Origin of the sequence: Amorphoplanes friuliensis DSM 7358, assembly GCF_000494755.1 — a bacterium.
GTDB lineage: Bacteria > Actinomycetota > Actinomycetes > Mycobacteriales > Micromonosporaceae > Actinoplanes > Actinoplanes friuliensis.
The window spans coordinates 6,705,176-6,723,110 of sequence record NC_022657.1 but is presented as its reverse complement, the minus strand read 5'-3'; the positions used below and the strand labels follow the sequence as shown (position 1 = coordinate 6,723,110).

Below are 17,935 nucleotides of genomic sequence, written 5' to 3'. Positions count from 1 at the left end.
GCTAGTACGAGCGAGGAGGAACACGTGACCGTCACGACCGAACTCCCCGCCACCATCGGCATCACCCATGACGCGCCGTCCGCGCGCGACCTCGAGGACCTCGTCCGCGAACACATGCCGATGGTTGGCCACCTGGTCCGGGAGTTGCTCAACCGCGTACCCGGCCATGTCCACGCCGACGACTTGTCGTCCGCGGGATTTGCCGCACTCCTCGGTGCCGCCCGCTCCTTCGACGTGAGCCGGGGCATCCCGTTCCACCGCTTCGCGGCCGTACGCATCCGCGGCGCGCTGCTGGACGAGTTGCGCGGACAGGACTGGGCCAGCCGGTCCGTCCGGGCCCGGGCGCGGCGTACGGCGACAGCACGGCAGGAGCTCACCGCGGCGCTCGGGCGTACCCCGTCCGAGGCCGAGGTGGCCGAGATGCTGGGCATCGGGGTCGCCGAGTTGGCCTCCGTCGAGGACGACGTCCAGAAGGCGGCACTGCTCAGCCTCCAGGGTTTCCCGACGGGTGCGGCCGAGGAGATGGTCCCGGAACTGTCCGAAGGCCCCGAGGACCTGCTGCTCAAACGCGAACGCCTCGGCTACCTGCACCAGGCGATCCAGGCCCTGCCCGAACGGCTGCGCCTGGTCGTCACCCAGTCGTTCCTGCAGGAACAGCCGCTCAGCGACGTGGCCGCGGAACTCGGCGTGACCGAGTCGCGGATCTCCCAGCTGCGCACCGAGGCTCTGCGCCTGCTCCGGGAAGGGCTGAACAGCTCACTCGCCCCGGAACTGCTGACGGTGGCCGCCGGCGGTCCGCGTACCCGCAAGGGGTGCCTGCAGCGCCGGCGTACCGAGTACTTCGCCCGGGTCGCGGAGCAGGGCAACCTGCGGACCCGGCTGGCCCTGACGGACAGTCACGGCGTACCGATCGCGGTCGCCGCCTGACCACGGCGAAAGGGCTCCGCGGTTCCTGACTGCGGAGCCCCCGGCAGCACGCAGAGCGGGTCGAGGGCCGCGCGGACCCGGCGGATGTCGTCGCCGACCGCGCTCGCCAGCAGACCGGGCCCGGCCAGCGGCATCAGCACGGCTTCACCGGCGAGCAGGCGCGGATCGGGCCGGCCGGGACCGGCGAGGACAACCGAGCCGGCCGCCCGGCCACCACCGAGCACCGCCGCGCCCTGCCAGCCCGGGGCCTGGGGTCCCACGGCCAGCTCGTGGCGGTAGAGGGTGCTGCCGGAATATCGGACGGTGACGTCGGCGCGCACGTCACCGGACTCCTCGTTGTGACGGCCGCAGACCAGATCGTCCCGCCAGAGCAGAGAGCCGCCGTCCGCGACCTCGACCCGCGTGACCGCCAGATGATGGCACCCGGCCGCGGCGATCAGTGGCTCCGGCAACCAGCGCAGCGTCGCCTCGGCCGCGACCGACGCCCGGATCTCCAGCCGCGACGGTGGAGCGCCGGGCCGGCCGGGGAGCGCGAGCTGCGCGGCCACACTGCGCACCTCGAGCCGTGCGCCCGGACCGACCTCGATGTCGAGACGCAGGTCGTCGCCGCGCAGAGGTCCCGCGGCGCCGCCGACGAGGTGCACGGTGACCGGACCGGCGGCGCGTGGCCCGGTGCGCCGGAGCAGCAACGGCGACTCACCGCGCAGCACGGCCAGCCGGGTGCCACCCCGCCCGTCCGCCTCGGCGACGATCCGAGCCTCGGCCCGCATCAGGCCGCGGGGATCCGGGCGGCGACCAGGGCTCGGATCCAGTCGGCGACCGGTGTGGCCGCGCGGTCCTGAACCAGGGACAGGAAGACCGTCGGCAGGTCGCCGCGCCGGGCTGTCGCGTCGCGGTCCATCACCGAGAGATCGGCGCCGACCAGAGGAGCCAGGTCGGTCTTGTTGATGACCAAAAGGTCCGCGGTGGTCACACCCGGGCCGCCCTTGCGGGGCACCTTGTCACCACCGGCCACGTCGACCACGAAGATCTGCTGGTCGATCAGGCCCTTGCTGAATGTCGCGGTCAGGTTGTCCCCGCCGCTCTCGACCAGCACCAGGTCCAGCGGCCCGAGGGTCGCCTCCAGGTCCTCGACCGCGTCCAGGTTGGCGGAGATGTCGTCGCGGATCGCCGTGTGCGGGCAGCAGCCGGTCTCGACCGCGCGGATCCGGTCGGCCGGCAGCACACCGTTGCGTAGCAGGAAGTCGGCGTCCTCGGTCGTGTAGATGTCGTTGGTGACGACGGCCAGCCGCAACTCCTCACCGAGCGCCCGGCACAGCGCCGCGACCAGCGCGGTCTTGCCGGAGCCGACCGGCCCCCCGATGCCGATCCGCAGCGCGCGCGGCCCGTTCACCAGCGGCGCGTGGGGGTCGACACCCGGTTCGGGGTGGGTGTGGGGAACCTCGTCAGGACCGTGGTCGTGAAGGTCAGGATGCAAAGAGACGCACCTCCCAGGTGGCGTGGAGCTCGGCGCCGATGTCGAGCAGTGGAGCACCCGCGGCCGGCAGATCGTCGACCGGGTCGTGCACCCGGGCCGCGGCGTCCGCCGCGACCCGGTCGATGTCGGGAGCCAGCCCCGCGATCACGGCATGCACGGCGTAGGGGTCCAGCCCCAGCAGCCGGACGGCCGCACTCGCCGGCCCGGTCACGGTTCCGTGCGCGGCGGCCACCGCAGCTTCCAGTGGCCCGAGGCCGGCCGCGTGGGCCAGCACCCCGAGCGCTACCGGGTGGTGCGGCTCGCGCCCGATGTCGGGCACGGCCCACATCGCCCGCCCGGCCCGCATCAATGCCCGCCCCTGCGCCCGCGAAGCCTTCCGCAGCGCCGGCGACGGCGTCCGGGCATCCAGCCCACCATCAAGATCGAGCCAGCGTCCGGTACGCGCACACGCGCTCGCCGCGAAGGCCGCCGCCACCAGCCCGGACGTCGCGAGCCGCCCCCGCAGGAACTCACCCACCTGGGCAACATCGCGCACCCGCCCACTGGCGATGGCTGCCTCGAGCCCCCCGGAATGCGCGTGCCCCCCGGACGGCAACCGCCCGTCCGCCAGCACCAGCAACATCGCCAAGCTCATGCTGCCGCCCGCCGGGTGCGGGTTGCGCCGGCCGGGCCGAGCGTCGGTGGGGTGCGGGTGGTGGGCATCAGAAGAGGAAGTAGCGCTGGGCCATCGGGAGTTCGGTGACCGGGTCCGGTTCGATGACCTCGCCGTCGATGCGGACCGTGAAGGTGTCCGCGTCGACCTCGATGCGGGGGAGGGCGTCGTTGCGGGGGAGGTCCGCCTTGCCGACCGAGCGGGTGTCGCCCACCGGTACCAGCGCGCGTTTCACGCCGATGCGGTCGCCGAGCAGGGCGTCGATCGCGGCCGGGGCCACGAAGGCGAGGGACGTGACCGCCGGGACCACGCCGTACGCGCCGAACATCGGGCGGGGGAGCATGGGTTGCGGGGTGGGGATGGAGGCGTTGGCGTCGCCCATCTGGGCGGAGGCGATCATGCCGCCCTTGATGACCAGGGCCGGGCGGACGCCGAAGAAGGCCGGGTCCCAGAGGACCAGGTCGGCCAGTTTGCCGGGTTCGACCGAGCCGACCTGTTCGGCCATGCCGTGGGCCACGGCCGGGCAGATCGTGTATTTCGCGACGTAGCGTTTGGCGCGTTCGTTGTCGGCCGCGTTGTCGCCCGGGAGGCTGCCGCGGCGGGCTTTCATCACGTGGGCCGTCTGCCAGGTGCGCATGACGACCTCGCCGACGCGGCCCATGGCCTGGGAGTCGGAGCCGATCATCGAGATCGCGCCGAGGTCGTGGAGGAAGTCCTCGGCGGCCATGGTCGAGGGCCGGATGCGGCTCTCGGCGAAGGCCAGGTCCTCCGGTACGGCGGAGTTCAGGTGGTGGCAGACCATCAGCATGTCGAGGTGCTCGCTGAGGGTGTTGCGGGTGTACGGCCGGGTCGGGTTGGTCGACGACGGCAGGACGTTGGCGTGCGAGGCGACCGTGATGATGTCCGGTGCGTGGCCGCCGCCCGCGCCCTCGGTGTGATAGGCGTGGATCGATCGTCCCGCGATGGCCCGCAGGGTCTCCTCGACGAAGCCGGCCTCGTTGAGGGTGTCGGTGTGGATGGCGACCTGGACGCCGGACGCGTCGGCGACCCGCAGCGCCGCGTCGATGACCGCCGGTGTCGTGCCCCAGTCCTCGTGGAGTTTGAAGCCGCCGGCGCCGCCGCGCAGCATCTCCCACATGGCGTCCTCGGACATCGTGTTGCCCTTGCCGAGCAGCAGCACGTTGATCGGCCAGTGGTCCATCGCCTCGAGCATGCGGGCGAGGTGCCAGGCGTTCGGGGTGACCGTGGTGGCCTTGGTGCCCTCGGCCGGACCGGTGCCACCGCCGATGATCGTGGTGATGCCGCTGGCCAGCGCGGTGTCGAGAATCGTCGGGCTGATCAGGTGCACGTGGCTGTCGATCGCGCCCGCGGTGAGGATCTTGCCGTTGCCGGCGATGATCTCGGTGCCGGGACCGATGACCAGGTCGGGGTGCACGCCGTCCATGGTGTCGGGGTTGCCGGCCTTGCCCAGGGCCACGATGCGGCCGTCGCGGATGCCGATGTCGGCCTTGACGATGCCCCAGTGGTCGAGGACGACCGCGCCGGTGATCACCGTGTCGGGGCTGCCCTCGGCGCGGGTGGCGCGGGACTGGCCCATGGACTCGCGGATCACCTTGCCGCCGCCGAAGACGACCTCGTCGCCGGGCTGCGGCCCGGCGCTGCGGTCCTCCTCGATCTCGATCAGCAGGTTGGTGTCGGCGAGCCGGATGCGGTCACCGGCGGTGGGTCCGTAGAGGGCGGCGTACCGGCCGCGGTCGAGTGTGGTCACCGGGGGCTCCCGTTCGACGGCTGGTCTTCCCCGGTGTTCTCGTCCAGGGATCCGGCGGGCTCGATGTCGTCCACCTCGGTGGCGGGCGGTGGCTGGTCCAGCGGGCCGCCGGCGAGTCCGCGCAGGCCGGGGACGATGCGGTGGCCGGTGAACGGGATGAGCTCGATGTCGCGCGGCAGGCCCGGCTCGAAGCGCACGGAGGTGCCGGCGGGGACGGCCAGCCGGTGTCCCCAGGCGGCCTCCCGGTCGAAGTCGAGGGCCGTGTTGGACTCGGCGAAGTGGTAGTGGGAGCCGACCTGGACGGGCCGGTCGCCGGTGTTGCGGACGGTCAGCGCGAGCACGGGCCGCCCGGCGTTGATCGTGATGTCGCCGTCGCCGGCGAGGATCTCCCCGGGGATCATGAGATCGGCCCGTGGACGGTGACGAGCTTGGTGCCGTCCGGGAACGTGGCCTCGACCTGCACCTCGACGAGCATCTCGGGCACACCGTCCATGACGTCGTCGCGGGTGAGGACGCGGCGTCCGGCGTCCATTAGGTCGGCGACCGTGCGGCCGTCGCGGGCACCCTCGAGCAGGAACGCGGTGATGATCGCGGTCGCCTCGGGATGGTTGAGGCGCAGCCCGCGCTCCCGCCGGCGCCGGGCGACATCCGCCGCGACATGAATGAGCAGGCGTTCCTGCTCGTGCTGGCTGAGGAACAACCGGACCTCCCCTGATCGCCAAGCGATGCTTGCAGCTCGACGTTTCCGACGTGTTACCCGCGGTGGTGCGCTTGATCGACCTGATCAGACCACGGCGGACGCCACAAATCGGGGCGGCCACACCGGTGCCGGGCCGGTAGCTTGCTGGTATGGCTGAGGAACCCACCTTTCTGCGCCCGTTCGTGCTGTCGCCACCGGCCCGCGAGCCGGAACGGACCGGGCAGGTCGACACCTACGTGCCCGACGGGGACGGGCCGTTCCCGGTGGTCCTGCTGGTCCACGGTGGACCGCTGCCGCCGGAGCTGCGCCCCACGCCGCGGGACTGGCCGGTCTTCCAGGGTTACGCCGCCGCGCTGGCCGAGCAGGGGATCCTCGCGTCCGTCGTCGATCACCGCCTGTACGCCGTGCCCCAGGACGACGGCGTTCTCTTCGATTACGTCACCGCCGCGGCGGACGTCGCCGAGGCGGTCGAGACGGTACGCGCGGACAAGCGCGCCGATCCCGCCCGCGTGGTGCTCTGGTTCTTCTCCGGCGGCGGGCTGCTGAGCGCCGAGTGGCTGCGGGCGGCCCCGGAGTGGCTGCGCGGCGTGGCCTTGACCTATCCGCTGGTCGTGCCGCGGGCCGATGGGAGCACCGACCCGCGGTTCGGGCCCGTCAAGGACGTCCTGGGCGAGGGCGTGGAGTTGCCGCCGATCCTGCTGACCCGGGCCGGGCTGGAGGATCCCCGGCTGGCCGTGCCGCTCGAGGAGTTCGTCGCGGCGGCGGGCGTACCGATGGAGATCGTGGACGTGCCGAACGGTCACCACAGCTTCGACATGCTCGACCACACCGAGGAATCGCGCGCCGCGGTGCGGCGCGCGATCGGGTGGGTCGGCGAGAGGCTCGGTCAGCCGGTGTAGAGGACGGCGTCGATCTCGATGTCGAAGCCGACCAGCGGGACCGGCAGCGTGGTGCGGACCGGCAGGTGCTCGCCCTTGATGTACTGCGGGTAGATCTCGTTCAGTTCCTTGAAGTCGGCGAAGTCCCGCAGGTAGACGCCGACCCGGACGGCCTGGTCGAGGCTGCTGCCCGCGGCCTCGGCCACCGCGGCGAGGTTGCGGAACGCCGCGTGGGCCTGCTCGGCGAAGGTGCCCGTGACGCGGGTGCCGTCCGGCAGCGCGGGAACGGCCCCGGCCAGGTAGATCGTGTCGCCGGCGACGACGGCGTGCGAGTACGGGCCACCGGCGGGTGCGGCCTGGTCGGTGATGATGGCGCGCTTGGGCATCAGGAACTCCTCGGGTCGGGTCTGGGGAACTGTTCGGCCAGTCCGTCCGCGCCGACGAGCGGCGCGGTGAGCAGGGCACGGATGTCGCGTTCGCGGCGGCCGAGGGCCTCGCGCTGGGCATCGGTGAGCGGGATCCACGGCGGTGCCGGTGCGGGCAGCCGGGGGGTGAGGCGGCGGCCGGCGACGTAGGTGGCCTGGTTGATCAGGCGCAGCGGCGCGTGGCGTACCGCTCGGTGAGCGTCGACGACCTCGAACGCGCCTTCCTCGACACGGAAGACCGCGAGGTCGGCGGGGGCACCTGGGTCGAGGGTGCCGGCGTTCAGGCCGAGGGCCCGGGCCGGTGCCGCCGTGGCCCGGGTGATGACCTCGGTCAGCGGCAGTCCGGCGGCCAGCAGCTTGGTCATCGTGGTCGGCAGGTCGAAGACCGGTCCGTAGACCGAGCGGGCGTGCAGGTCGGTGGAGATGGTGTCGGGTCCCAGCCCGTCGGCGAGCTGCCGTTCGAGCACGTCGAAGGCGAACGCGCCCGAGCCGTGACCGATGTCGAGCAGCACACCGCGGTCGCGGGCGGCGTGCACGGCCGGGCCCAGGGGTGCCGCGATGCCGCTGGCACAGTGCGTGACGATGTCGCCCGGCCGCAGGAGGTCGAGCACCTCGTCGAGCGCGGGCGGGGTCGTACCGATGTGGACCATGACCGGGACGTCGCAGGCCGCGCCGACCGCCAGGCCGCGGCGCAGGGGTTCGACGCCGTTCTCGCCGACGGTGTCGTGGTCGATGCGGATCTTGAGGCCCCGGATCAGCTCGCGGTGGGCCTGAACGGTGTCGATGGCCAGAGCGACGTCGCAGTTGGCCAGGTCGCGGCTCTCACCGGTACGCCCGGCCAGCCCCACGGCCGAGATGTTGAGCAGCACCGGCACCCGCACGTCCGCCGTGGCGGCCACCCGCCGCAGCCCGTCGAGCGTGTACGCCCCCGCGGACCCCGCGTCGACCCAGGTCGTGACGCCGGAATACCAGGCGATCGGGTCCGGGTCGAGGCCCCAGTAGCCGGGTCCGACGTGCGTGTGCAGGTCGACCAGCCCGGGCGTGATCAGCAGGCCGGTCACGTCGGTGACCGTGTGGGCGTCGCCGGCGAGATCCGGGCCGATCGCCGCGATCCGCCCGTCCCGGACCGCGAGGTCGGCGGGGCCGGTCCCGAAGACCTCGCCGCCGGTCAGCACCAGGTCGTAGGTCACGACACACCTTCGAGGGCCGCGGTGATGGCCAGCCGGTAGAGGCGGGTCGGCCGTCCCTTGCGGTGCACCTGGGAACTGCCTTCGCCGACGGCCAGCCGCGACTCGCTGAGTTTGCGGATCAGCCGCCGCCCGCTCGGGTCGGTGATGCCGAGGGACCGGGCAAGGTCGCTGGGGGAGACCGGGCGGCCGGCCAGGGTGCGTTCGATCGCCGCGAGCCGCGACAGTGTGGCCGGGCTGAGCCCGACCCGCCCGGCCAGCGTCTCGATCCCGCCGTGTTCCCTGTACGTGTAGGTCAGCGGCACACCGGAGGCGCCCATGGGGCCGATCATCGTGCCGTTGCCGGAGAGCAGGTAGGCGCCCGGATCGGCGTCCTGCTCGGCGCGGGCGGCGGCGCGTTCGGCCAGGGTCACGCAGAGCCGCGCCGAGTCGCCCAGGCCGAAGCCGGCCACCGCACGGATGCCGAGGGTGTCGCGGGCCTCGGCCAGCACGGGCAGCCCGACCCAGCGGTGGGTGACCGCCTCGAAGAGGGCGGCGTGCGCGAAGACGACCACACCGCGCCGCCCGCGGTTGTCGATCCAGGCGTCCGCGAACTCGGGGGTGTTGAGCAGCAGGTGCAGCAGGGCGACCCGCGAGCGGTCGAGGTCGGCGCTGCGCTCGGGTTCGGCGATGAGGAAAACACCGGCGGCGAAGCGCAGGCCGTCGGCGCGTTCGGTGCGGATGCGCAGGGCGAGCTCGTGCAGGTCGGCCCGGATCGTGCCGGGTGTGGCGAGGGCGTTGAGCACCGCCACGCTGCCGTCGAGGGCGGCCGCGACACCGGTGCGGACGCTGATCACGTACGCGGCGCGGGTGCGGGCGAGCTGCTCGCGGTGGAAGGCGACAACGTCGGTGAGGGGCTGGCCGGGCTCGAACGGCAGGCAGGCGATCGCGGACCGGTCGAGGTCGAGGGCCGCCGCCACCTCGTCGACGGTCTCCTGGGCGAACGTGTCGATGCTGACCGGTGTGGCCGGCCAGCCGTTGCCGCGGGCCCGGGACCAGGCCAGCGCGAGGTCGAGGGCGGCCGAGCGGGTCACGGCGACCGGCAGGTCCTGCGGGAGCAGATCCCGGGACTTCGCGTACGGCACCAGCCCGAGCAGCAACCCGTCCAGTGGCTCGCTCAGCAACCCCGCCACCCGGTCGCGGATCTGGCCCTCGTGCTCGTAGACGGCCCAGGCGAACGTGACACCGGTGAGGGTGCGGGCCGCTTCCTCGAAGCGCGGGCGGTGGCTCGCGTGCAGCACCAGGCCGATCACGGTCGCCGCGGGCACCCGTCACCTTCGTTCGACTAGGGGTTCGGAATTGGTCCGTAGTAGCGTGCGCGAAAGCGCCCCCGCGGGTCAAGCCTGAGGAGACCGACATGACTCTCGACATCCCGGACGAGCTCATCGACTGGCGGGCGAAGGGCTTCTGGCTGCCCTCGGGTGAGGTGACGACCCGCGATTTTGCCGCCGCCGGGCACACGCTCTTCGACGGGTCCTTCACGTGGCCGCTGCTGGTGGTCCGTGACTCGGCGGTGCGCGCCAACATCGCGACGATGGCCGCGTACGCGGACCGGCACGGCTTCTCGTTCGCCCCGCACGCCAAGACGACGATGGCGCCGACGCTGCTGGACGCCCAGCTCGCGGCCGGTGCCTGGGCGATGACCGTGGCGACCGCGAGTCAGGCGCTGGTGCTGCGCCGGCTGGGTGTGCCGCGGGTGCTGATCGCCAACGAGGTGCTCGATGCGACGGCGCTGCGCTGGCTGGCGGCCGAGTCCGCCCGCGGCTGGGAGGTGTTCCTGCAGGTCGACTCGGTTGCGGGTGTCGAGGCGGTGGCGGCCGCGGGTGGGCTGCCGGTGCTGGTCGAGCTCGGTCACGCGGGTGGGCGCACGGGTGCGCGTACCGTCGAGGAGGTCTTGACCGTGGCCCGCGCGGCCGCCGCTGCGCCGGGCGTCTCGCTGGTCGGGGTGACGGGCTACGAGGGTGCGCTGCCGGACGCCGCCGCGGTCGACGAGTTCCTGGCCACGCTGGTCGCGTCGGCCCGGGCGATGGCCGATCTGCTGCCCGCGGAGGTGCTGGTCTCGGCCGGGGGCAGCGCGTGGTTCGACCGGGTGATCAAGGCGATCGAGGGGCAGTGGCTCGACGGGCACCAGGTCCGGGCGGTGCTGCGCAGCGGTGCCTCGGTCACGCACGACGACGGGTTCTACCGGGAGCGGACGCCGTTCAACCGCGAGCCGGGCGAGGGTGGTCTGGCGTCGGCGCTGGAGATGTGGGCGCAGGTGCTGTCCACACCGGAGCCCGGGCTGGCGATCGTCGGGATGGGCAAGCGGGATGCGCCTTTCGACGAGGGACTTCCGGTCGCCGAGGGGTTCACGGTGACCAAGCTCAACGACCACCACACCTACCTGTCCGGTGGCGCTCCCGCGGTCGGTGACCTGGTGCGATTCGGCCTGTCCCACCCCTGTACGGCCTTCGACAAGTGGCGCTTCATCCCGGTTGCGGACGATGACGACGTGGTTGTCGACGTCCTCCACACCTACTTCTGAGCACATATCGAGGGTTGACGATCCGGGGCGTTCACCCCACTCTGAGGGGCACTCAACAACGAACTACTTACGAACCTGGTTCGTGAGTGACGTCAGGAGTGCCCCGATGCGTCTGCGTCTGGCGGCCACCGCCGCTCTCGCCCTCACCATCACCGCGTGCGCCCCGTCCACCTCGTCACCGTCGTCCGCACCCTCGGACGGCGGCGAGCGGACGGGCACGCTCAAGGTCTGGCTCTTCGACGAGCCGAACCGCCCGCCCAAGGAGGGTGTGGTCCAGGCCGCGATCGCCGAGTTCACCGCCGCGCACCCGGGCACGAAGGTCGACGTCGCGTACATCCCGGTCGAGACGCGCAGCGAGCGTTTCAAGGGCGCCTTCAACGATCCGGCCAGCGCGCCGGACGTCGTCGAGTACGGCAACACCGACCTTCCGGAGTACGCGGCCGCGGGCGGTCTTGCCGATCTAGGCGCGACGGTGTCCGGCTGGGCCGAGGGCGCCGACCTGGGCGCCGACGCCAAGGCCAGCGCGACGTATCAGGGCACCCTGCTGGGCGTTCCATGGTTCGTCGGCGTGCGGGCGCTCTACTACCGCACCGACGTTTTTGCCGAGCTCGGTCTAAAGGCGCCGGCATCCCAGGCCGACCTGGTCACCGCCGCGCACACCATCCGCGCGAAGAAGCCGGAGATGTTCGGCATCGCGGTCGGCGGCAAGTACACCTTCGGCGCGCTGCCGTTCGTCTGGGACGCCGGTGGTGACATCACCTCGATCAACTCACCGCAGTCCCGCACCGGGTTGAAGGTCTACACCGACCTGATCCGCGCGGACAACTGCCCGCCGCAGCAGTGCGCCGACCTGACCGGTGGCAAGACCGTCGATCTCTTCGCGAGCGGCAAGGCCGGCATGGGCATCATCGGCAACTTCAACCGTGCCGCCGTCGACGCGGGCGCCGCCAAGGGCAAGTACGCGGTGGTTCCCCTGCCGGGCAGCCAACCGGGCTCGATCGCCCCGGCCTTCGCCGGCGGCAACAACCTCGGCATCATGAAGAACAGCAGGCGCCCGGCCCTGGCCGCCGACTTCCTCACCCTGCTGGCCGGCAAGAAATACCAGGCCCGCATGTACGCCGCCATGGGCAATCTCCCGACCCTGAAGTCCGCCCGTGACGAGGTGGCCGGGAAGGACCCGTTCCTGAAGCCGTTCCTGTCCACGATCGACGCCGGGACGAAGTTCGTGCCGCTCGACCCGGGCTGGGGCAAGATCGACGCGTCCGCCGTACTGCCCACGATGATCGAGAAGGTGGCCACCGGCCGGGCGACCGTCGAGCAGGCCACCGACGAGGCCGCCACGGCGATCTCGGCCGCCCTGACCCGGTGAGATCCGCGGGACGGACACCGCTGTGGCTGCTGGCACCCGCGGCGGTCGTCCTCGGCGCGCTCTTCGTCTACCCGATGTGGCAGCTCGGCCTGCTGTCGGTGCTCGACTTCCGGCAGGCGCAGGTCAGCGGCGGGCAGCCGGCCCGGTTCGTGGGCACGGGCAACTACGCCCAGCTCCTGGGCGACACGCAGTTCTGGTCGGTGCTCAACGCCACGGTCCTCTTTGCGGCGGCCTGCGTGGTGGCGACACTCGCGGTCGGCGCCGGGCTGGCCGTGCTGCTCACCCGCATCAGCCGGTGGCCGCGGCTGCTGCTGTCACTGGCCGCGATGGCCGCCTGGGCCGTACCGGCGGTGTCCGGCTCGACGGTCTGGATGTTCCTCTTCGACACCGACCTCGGCCTGGTCAACCAGACCCTGGGCCTGTCCGGACTCAACTGGATGTACGACCGCTACAGCGCCTTCGCCCTGGTCGGCGCGGTGGTGGTGTGGCACTCGTTCCCGTTCGTGATGATCACGCTGTACGCCGGCATCGAGGCGATCCCGCGCTCGGTGCTGGAGGCCGCGGCCATCGACGGGGCGAGCGCCTGGCGGACCTTCTGGCGGATCATGGTGCCGATCCTGCGCCCGCTGCTGGCCATCGTGGTGATCCAGTCGATCATCTGGGACTTCAAGGTCTTCACCCAGATCTACGTGATGACCCGCGGCGGGGGCCTCGCGGGGCAGAACCTCACCCTCAACGTCTGGGCGTACCAGCAGGCGTTCGCGGCCGGTGAGTACGGCCTCGGCGCCGCGATCGGTGTGGTCATGATGGTGATCCTGCTGATCGTCACCCTGCTCTACCTGCGGACCCTGCGCCGGTCGGGTGAGCCGCTGTGAGGCCCGGACGCCGTCTGCTGGACGCCTTCGCCGTGCTGATCGCCCTCGCGACGATCTTCCCGATCTACTGGATGGTCCTCGCCGCGGTGAAGCCGCCGGGCGAGATCCAGTCGCTCGACCAGCGCCCCTGGACCCTCGCGCCGACCCTCGACGCGTTCCGCCGCGTGGTCACCGTCGACAACTTCGGGCGTTACTTCCTCAACAGTGTGCTGGTGGCGCTGGTCGTGGTCGTGCTCTCCGGGCTGTGCGCGTTCCTGGCCGCGGTCGCGCTGACGCGCTTCCGCTTCCGCCTGCGCACCACCGTGCTGGTGCTCTTCCTGGTCGCCCAGATGGTTCCCGTCGAGGCCCTGACCATCCCGCTCTTCTTTTTGGTACGCGACCTCGGCGCGCAGGTGCCCGGCATAGGGCTCAACACGCTGGGCTCGCTGATGCTGGTGCACACCGCCTTCACGCTGCCGTTCGCGATCTGGATGCTGCGCGGTTTTGTCGCGGCGGTCCCCGACGAGCTCGACGAGGCGGCGCAGCTCGACGGCGCGGGCCGGTTCACGATCCTGTGGCGGATCCTGTTCCCGCTCGTCGCGCCGGGACTCGCCGCGACCAGCGTGTTCTCGTTCATCACGGCCTGGAACGACTTCCTGTTCGCCCGTACCTTCATCATCAGCGCGACCGACCGGCAGACACTGCCGATGGCGCTGCTGGTCTTCTTCAAGCCCGACGAGAACGACTGGGGGGCGATCATGGCGGCGTCGACGCTGATGACCGTGCCGGTGCTGATCTTCTTCCTGCTGGTGCGGCGCCGGCTCGTGGCCGGTCTCGGCGGGGCGGTGAAGGATTGATCCCGCGCCCGTCCGCCGTCACCCATCGGGCCGGCGCCTTCGAACTGCACCCGTCGTTGCCCGTCGTGGCCGAGCCCGGCCTGGAGGGTGTCGCGTCTTGGCTGCGCGGCCTGCTCCCGGCCGGTGGCATCAGCCTGCGACACGCCCCCGACCTGCCCGCCGAGGGTTACCTCCTGGACGTGACCGAGCGGGGGATCGACATCCGGGGCGGTTCGGCGGCCGGGGTCTTCTACGGTGTGCAGACGCTGCGGCAGCTCCTGCCGGCCTCGGCCCTGCGCCGCGCCCGCATCGGCGACAGCCCGCTGCTGGTGCCCGCGGTCCGCATCGAGGACGCGCCGCGTTTCGGCTGGCGGGGTGTGCTGCTGGACGTCGCGCGGCACTTCATGCCCGTCGCCGGCGTGCTGCGCTTCATCGACCTGGCGGCGTTCCACAAACTCAACGTCCTGCACCTGCACCTGACCGACGACCAGGGCTGGCGGATCGAGGTGCCCGGCCGGCCCCGGCTCACCACGGTCGGCGCGTGGCGGCCGGCCACCATGCTGGGCTCGCGGATCCACGACCGGTACGACACCCGGCCGCACGGCGGGTTCTACACCGCGGACGACCTGCTCGAGATCGTCGCGTACGCGGCCGAGCGGCACGTCACCGTCGTCCCCGAGATAGACATGCCCGGCCACATGCAGGCGGCGATCGCGGCGTACCCGGAGCTGGGCAACGGTTTTGCCGGTGGGGTGCGGACGTCGTGGGGGATCTCCCCGCACGTCCTGAACGTCTCCGACACGGCGCTGGACTTCTGTCGCGCGGTCCTCGACCACGTCTGCGAGATCTTCCCCGGTGAGCTGATCGGCATCGGCGGCGACGAGTGCCCGGCCGGTGAGTGGGACAGCCCGGCCGCCCGCGAACGCATCGCAGCCGAAGGGCTGGCCGGTCCGCACGAACTGCAGGCCTGGTTCACCGCGCGGATGGCCGAGCACCTGAAGAACCACGGTCGCCGCGTCCTCGGATGGGACGAGATCCTCGCCGGCGGCGCACCCGCCGGTGCCACCATCGCGGCGTGGCGTGGTGCCGAACCGGCGGTGCTCGCCGCCCGTGCCGGCCACGACGTGGTCTCCTGCCCGGACACGTCGGTCTACCTCGACTACCGCCAGTCCACCGGCCCCGGCGAGCCCACCCCCGTCGGCACGCTGCTCACCCTGGCCGACGTGTACGCGTTCGATCCCGTACCCGCCGGGCTCTCCGACGCCGAAGCGGCCCGGATCCTCGGCGGGCAGGCGAACGTCTGGACCGAGCACCTGGAATCGGCGCGCCGCGTCGACTACCAGACCTACCCGCGCCTGTGCGCGTTCGCCGAGACGGTCTGGGGTCCGCCGCGCCGCGACTTCGCCGGCTTCACCACCCGCCTCGGCCCGCACCTCGAACGCCTGGACGCGCTCGGGGTCAACTACCGTCCGCCGTCCGGCCCGCGCCCGTGGGACGCCCGCCCCGACGCGCCCGGCCATCCCCGTGACCTGGCGGACCGCCTCGCCGAGCTCCACGAGATGACCGCCGACCTGCGCCGGCCGTGACCTCCTAGGAGCGGACGTCGGCCTCCGGGTCGGCGACCGGGTCCGGTTCGGTCAGCAGGCGGGCGTACTCGGCCATCGAGCGCTGGTATCGGGGCAGGTGGGCCGCGAGGGCCCCGACGGCGATCGACACCGCCTCGCGTTCGCGGCCCACGTCGGTCAGGGCCAGGGCCAGCACGGTCTTCACGGCGTCGTCGAGCTCGTCGGAGCCGGCCACCAGTTCCGCGGTGAGCAGCGCGATGCTCTCCTGCGCCTCGCCCAGCGCCCGCAGCGAACTCGCCAGCTGGATCACCGCCTGGCGGCGCCGGCTCCCGGACAGCCCGGCGTCGAGAGCCTGCCGGTAGAGCGGAACCGCCAGTGCGGTCCTTCCCACGGAGTCCAGCGCGCCCGCGCGTTCGAAGAGCGCCACCGGGTGATCGGGCGGCAGCTCCGCGACGATCTGCTCGACCAGCATCAGGAACTGGGCCTCACCGTGCTCGTCGAACGACGCCCACGCGCCGGCCATCCGCTGTTCCCATTCCGCTGTGATCATGGTTTTCACCCTTGCACAGGACCCGGGTTGACGCCCGGACACGGCTCCTGATCGGATGGTCCCAGCGTCGCAGTGCACCCGGCAAAGAGACCGCCGAGGGCGCGGAGGCGCCGGACCATGGGACCTGACCGTGGACAGCAATTCCAGCGAGTACGCCCGCTTCCTGGCGTACGGAACCCAACTGCTCGAGATCCACGTCGACCTGCGCGACATGCTGGCCGACCTGCGCGAGGGTGTGATCCCCGAACGTGATCTCGCCACCCACTGCCTGGCCTTCTGCGCCGCGGTGACCAGGCATCACACCGGTGAGGACACCGGCGTCTTCCCCGTGCTCGCCGAACTCCACCCGGAGCTGCGCGACTTCCTCGCCGGGCTGGTCCGCGACCACAACCAGATCGCCCACCTGCTCGGCGGGGTCGGCAAGACGGCCCGGTTGTTGCAGCAGGAGGACGACCCCGAACGGGTGATCCGGCTCCAGGAGCAGCTGAACGCCGTGGCGGCCGTCCTGGAGACCCACTTCATCGGCGAGGAGAAGCGGCTCGTGGCCGTCCTCAACGCCCTCGACCCTTCCGTGGGATTGACCGGCCTCACCGGGTAGACCGTACAGTTTCGGCAGCACTCAGTGCTTCGGATGTATCTCTACGTGACTGCAGGGGGTCCGCGTGAGTGCTTCGGAACTGCGCGACCAGACACTCGGACGCCAGCGCGAGCTGGCCGCCCGGCACGAGGTGCTCAACCGCCTCGAACCCGGGCCCGACCGCTACGACGACCAGCTCGCCCGGGTCTTCGACGCCACCAACGACCTCGTCGCGGTGCTCGACCGCGCCGCATCCCGCACCTGGCGGCGCCGGATGACGGTGTCCTTCGTGCTCCTCGGCCTGGTCGTCGTGGTCGCCGGTCTCGTCGCCGCCGGCCTGCTCCCCGAGTACGGCCTGATCGCCGCACTCGGTCTGCTGGTCGCCGCGGTTGCCGTGTGGGCGAGCACCCGCACCCTCGCCGGTGCGGACTCAGTGGAGACGGCATGAGCAGTCTCGACGAGGAAACCGACCTCGCCCGGGTCGCCGACAGCCTCCGCAACGACGTCCGCCGCAAGATCGGCGCCCTGCGGACCCAGATCTACGAAGAGATCCACCGGGTGGGCCGGGTCGCCGAACAACGCTCCTGCCAACTGGCCGCCCGCATCGACACCACCGACGAACGCCTCGGTGGCATCGCCGGCGCCCAGGACGACCTGCGCCGGCAGACCGGCGACGAGATGCGCGGCACCCGCCAGGCCATCGCCCGGCTGACCGGCGAGATCCACCTCATCGAGGGCCGGCTGCGCCTCGAGCACGGTGTCGTCCCGGTCGACCTCGACGAGATCCCGGCCGGGCTGGCACCGCTGGTCGCCCAGGTGCGCGAGGCCGAGGACATCCGCTCCTCCCTGCTCGACGACAAGACCCGGCAGGACCACGAGCAGACCGTCTCCGCGTACGCCGAACTGGAGAGCGCCGTGGCCGAGAGCCGGACGCGGGCCCTCGAGGCCAGCCGGACACTGGCCACGGCCAAGGCCGGTGGGCGTGCCTTCCGCAAGGCCGCCGTGGTCTACCGGCGGGAAAGGGCGCTGCTGCGGGCCCGGACGGAGGAATTACGCACGACCCGGGTGGACCGTGACGCCTCCCAGGCCGAACTGGCCCAGGACGTCCGCCGCCGGCAGAGCTATCGGTCGCACCGTGGTGCGACCGCGATCGACGAGCTCACCGATCATCTGCGGGACCGCATCGATGCGGCTGTGGCGGCTCATGCTCTGTTCCCGGCCTGGTTCACGATCACCGAGCTGGGGCATCGGCCGCCCGCTGCCCGGGCTGCTCTGTGGCGGGAGGTGGCGGTCGAGGTGTTGCTCTATCGGCTGACGCATCAGGTTCGGCACGGGGTTCTGGCTCTGGGGCCGCCGCCTGGTTCTGGTGATCCTCTTGCTGAGCGGCACGCTGCTGTTCTTGCTTCGCTGGCCCGGCTTTCCGACTAGGTTTCCGCTTTCTGCGCGGTGGGCTCGGGGGCGGGGATGACCCACTCCGGGCGGTCAGGCTTGATCCCTCCGTGGGTCATCCCCGCCCCCGAGCCCGTTGTGGGTGCGGTGGGGGATCCACACTGGGCGGATGAATGAGGCTTGGACGCAGCGGGACAGTCGGATCAGGTTCGAGTGGG

The 17,935-nt window shown here is 71.9% G+C and carries 20 protein-coding genes; 10 read left to right on the top strand and 10 right to left on the bottom strand.

Annotation, left to right across the window (positions count from 1 at the left end; genetic code table 11):
* Nucleotides 1-24 precede the first annotated feature (24 nt).
* A complete protein-coding gene (locus AFR_RS31085; RefSeq protein ID WP_023560782.1) occupies nt 25-927 on the top strand; it encodes a sigma-70 family RNA polymerase sigma factor in 903 nt (300 codons plus the stop codon).
* Here the strand turns inward: AFR_RS31085 and AFR_RS31080 are convergent.
* The 6 genes from AFR_RS31080 to AFR_RS31055 form a co-directional block, all read right to left on the bottom strand.
* Nucleotides 897-1,697: an urease accessory protein UreD gene (locus AFR_RS31080; RefSeq protein ID WP_023560781.1), complete on the bottom strand. Its 801-nt coding sequence runs from the start codon at nt 1,695-1,697 to the stop codon at nt 897-899. The two genes, AFR_RS31085 and AFR_RS31080, sit on opposite strands and share 31 nt — an antisense overlap.
* The gene (gene ureG / locus AFR_RS31075; protein ID WP_023560780.1) at nt 1,697-2,404 is read right to left on the bottom strand and encodes an urease accessory protein UreG; all 708 of its coding nucleotides are present in this window, start codon (nt 2,402-2,404) and stop codon (nt 1,697-1,699) included. Before ureG ends, AFR_RS31080 begins: the two co-directional genes overlap by 1 nt.
* Entirely contained in the window at nt 2,394-3,038 is a 645-nt protein-coding gene (locus tag AFR_RS31070; protein WP_041841270.1) for an urease accessory protein UreF, read from the bottom strand. Before AFR_RS31070 ends, ureG begins: the two co-directional genes overlap by 11 nt.
* Before the next feature lie 67 nt (nt 3,039-3,105).
* Entirely contained in the window at nt 3,106-4,824 is a 1,719-nt protein-coding gene (locus AFR_RS31065; protein ID WP_023560778.1) for an urease subunit alpha, read from the bottom strand.
* Complete coding sequence (locus tag AFR_RS31060; RefSeq protein WP_023560777.1) at nt 4,821-5,225, bottom strand: urease subunit beta; 405 nt, start codon at nt 5,223-5,225, stop codon at nt 4,821-4,823. Before AFR_RS31060 ends, AFR_RS31065 begins: the two co-directional genes overlap by 4 nt.
* Nucleotides 5,222-5,524, bottom strand: a complete 303-nt coding sequence (locus AFR_RS31055; protein ID WP_023560776.1) for an urease subunit gamma — start codon at nt 5,522-5,524, stop codon at nt 5,222-5,224. Before AFR_RS31055 ends, AFR_RS31060 begins: the two co-directional genes overlap by 4 nt.
* Nucleotides 5,525-5,673: 149 nt before the next feature.
* Between AFR_RS31055 and AFR_RS31050 the strand changes: the two genes are divergently transcribed.
* A complete protein-coding gene (locus tag AFR_RS31050; RefSeq protein ID WP_023560775.1) occupies nt 5,674-6,423 on the top strand; it encodes an alpha/beta hydrolase in 750 nt (249 codons plus the stop codon).
* On the opposite strand, the gene AFR_RS31045 is transcribed toward AFR_RS31050, so the two are convergent.
* From AFR_RS31045 to AFR_RS31035, 3 genes are read right to left on the bottom strand one after another with little or no spacing between them, the layout of a single operon-like run.
* Nucleotides 6,411-6,788 (bottom strand): RidA family protein, encoded by a 378-nt coding sequence (locus AFR_RS31045; protein ID WP_023560774.1) that lies wholly within the window; start codon nt 6,786-6,788, stop codon nt 6,411-6,413. The two genes, AFR_RS31050 and AFR_RS31045, sit on opposite strands and share 13 nt — an antisense overlap.
* Complete coding sequence (locus AFR_RS31040; protein ID WP_023560773.1) at nt 6,788-8,017, bottom strand: amidohydrolase family protein; 1,230 nt, start codon at nt 8,015-8,017, stop codon at nt 6,788-6,790. The genes AFR_RS31045 and AFR_RS31040 overlap by 1 nt, the downstream gene beginning before the upstream one ends.
* A complete protein-coding gene (locus AFR_RS31035; RefSeq protein ID WP_023560772.1) occupies nt 8,014-9,321 on the bottom strand; it encodes a helix-turn-helix domain-containing protein in 1,308 nt (435 codons plus the stop codon). The genes AFR_RS31040 and AFR_RS31035 overlap by 4 nt, the downstream gene beginning before the upstream one ends.
* 89 nt (nt 9,322-9,410) lie before the next feature.
* Between AFR_RS31035 and AFR_RS31030 the strand changes: the two genes are divergently transcribed.
* The 5 genes from AFR_RS31030 to AFR_RS31010 all read left to right on the top strand — a co-directional run bounded on the left by AFR_RS31030 (nt 9,411) and on the right by AFR_RS31010 (nt 15,222).
* The gene (locus AFR_RS31030; RefSeq protein WP_023560771.1) at nt 9,411-10,577 is read left to right on the top strand and encodes an alanine racemase; all 1,167 of its coding nucleotides are present in this window, start codon (nt 9,411-9,413) and stop codon (nt 10,575-10,577) included.
* A gap of 106 nt (nt 10,578-10,683) precedes the next feature.
* On the top strand, nt 10,684-11,946 hold the full coding sequence (locus tag AFR_RS31025; RefSeq protein WP_023560770.1) for an extracellular solute-binding protein: 1,263 nt from the start codon (nt 10,684-10,686) through the stop codon (nt 11,944-11,946).
* A complete protein-coding gene (locus AFR_RS31020) occupies nt 11,943-12,821 on the top strand; it encodes a carbohydrate ABC transporter permease (RefSeq protein WP_023560769.1) in 879 nt (292 codons plus the stop codon). The genes AFR_RS31025 and AFR_RS31020 overlap by 4 nt, the downstream gene beginning before the upstream one ends.
* On the top strand, nt 12,818-13,657 hold the full coding sequence (locus tag AFR_RS31015) for a carbohydrate ABC transporter permease (RefSeq protein WP_023560768.1): 840 nt from the start codon (nt 12,818-12,820) through the stop codon (nt 13,655-13,657). Before AFR_RS31020 ends, AFR_RS31015 begins: the two co-directional genes overlap by 4 nt.
* A complete protein-coding gene (locus AFR_RS31010; protein ID WP_023560767.1) occupies nt 13,654-15,222 on the top strand; it encodes a beta-N-acetylhexosaminidase in 1,569 nt (522 codons plus the stop codon). The genes AFR_RS31015 and AFR_RS31010 overlap by 4 nt, the downstream gene beginning before the upstream one ends.
* Before the next feature lie 4 nt (nt 15,223-15,226).
* Here the strand turns inward: AFR_RS31010 and AFR_RS31005 are convergent, their stop codons facing one another.
* Nucleotides 15,227-15,751, bottom strand: coding sequence for a tetratricopeptide repeat protein (locus AFR_RS31005; RefSeq protein ID WP_052359516.1), 525 nt, complete (start codon nt 15,749-15,751; stop codon nt 15,227-15,229).
* A gap of 130 nt (nt 15,752-15,881) precedes the next feature.
* On the opposite strand from AFR_RS31005, the gene AFR_RS31000 reads away from it, so the two are divergent.
* The 3 genes from AFR_RS31000 (at nt 15,882) to AFR_RS46350 (ending at nt 17,756) form a co-directional block, all read left to right on the top strand.
* Nucleotides 15,882-16,349: a hemerythrin domain-containing protein gene (locus tag AFR_RS31000; protein ID WP_023560765.1), complete on the top strand. Its 468-nt coding sequence runs from the start codon at nt 15,882-15,884 to the stop codon at nt 16,347-16,349.
* 64 nt (nt 16,350-16,413) lie between these two features.
* Nucleotides 16,414-16,776 carry a hypothetical protein gene (locus AFR_RS30995; RefSeq protein ID WP_023560764.1) on the top strand — a complete coding sequence of 121 codons (363 nt, stop codon included), beginning with the start codon at nt 16,414-16,416 and terminating at the stop codon, nt 16,774-16,776.
* Nucleotides 16,773-17,756, top strand: coding sequence for a hypothetical protein (locus AFR_RS46350; RefSeq protein ID WP_023560763.1), 984 nt, complete (start codon nt 16,773-16,775; stop codon nt 17,754-17,756). Before AFR_RS30995 ends, AFR_RS46350 begins: the two co-directional genes overlap by 4 nt.
* The last annotated feature ends 179 nt before the right edge of the window (nt 17,757-17,935 follow it).

Coding starts and splice junctions, on each gene's coding strand:
- AFR_RS31060 (WP_023560777.1), bottom strand. CDS start 5,225: ATGATCCCCGGGGAGATCCTCGCCGGCGACGGCGACATCACGATCAAC.
- AFR_RS31030 (WP_023560771.1), top strand. CDS start 9,411: ATGACTCTCGACATCCCGGACGAGCTCATCGACTGGCGGGCGAAGGGC.
- AFR_RS31070 (WP_041841270.1), bottom strand. CDS start 3,038: ATGAGCTTGGCGATGTTGCTGGTGCTGGCGGACGGGCGGTTGCCGTCC.
- AFR_RS31005 (WP_052359516.1), bottom strand. CDS start 15,751: ATGATCACAGCGGAATGGGAACAGCGGATGGCCGGCGCGTGGGCGTCG.
- AFR_RS46350 (WP_023560763.1), top strand. CDS start 16,773: ATGAGCAGTCTCGACGAGGAAACCGACCTCGCCCGGGTCGCCGACAGC.
- AFR_RS31050 (WP_023560775.1), top strand. CDS start 5,674: ATGGCTGAGGAACCCACCTTTCTGCGCCCGTTCGTGCTGTCGCCACCG.
- AFR_RS31080 (WP_023560781.1), bottom strand. CDS start 1,697: ATGCGGGCCGAGGCTCGGATCGTCGCCGAGGCGGACGGGCGGGGTGGC.
- AFR_RS31025 (WP_023560770.1), top strand. CDS start 10,684: ATGCGTCTGCGTCTGGCGGCCACCGCCGCTCTCGCCCTCACCATCACC.
- AFR_RS31045 (WP_023560774.1), bottom strand. CDS start 6,788: ATGCCCAAGCGCGCCATCATCACCGACCAGGCCGCACCCGCCGGTGGC.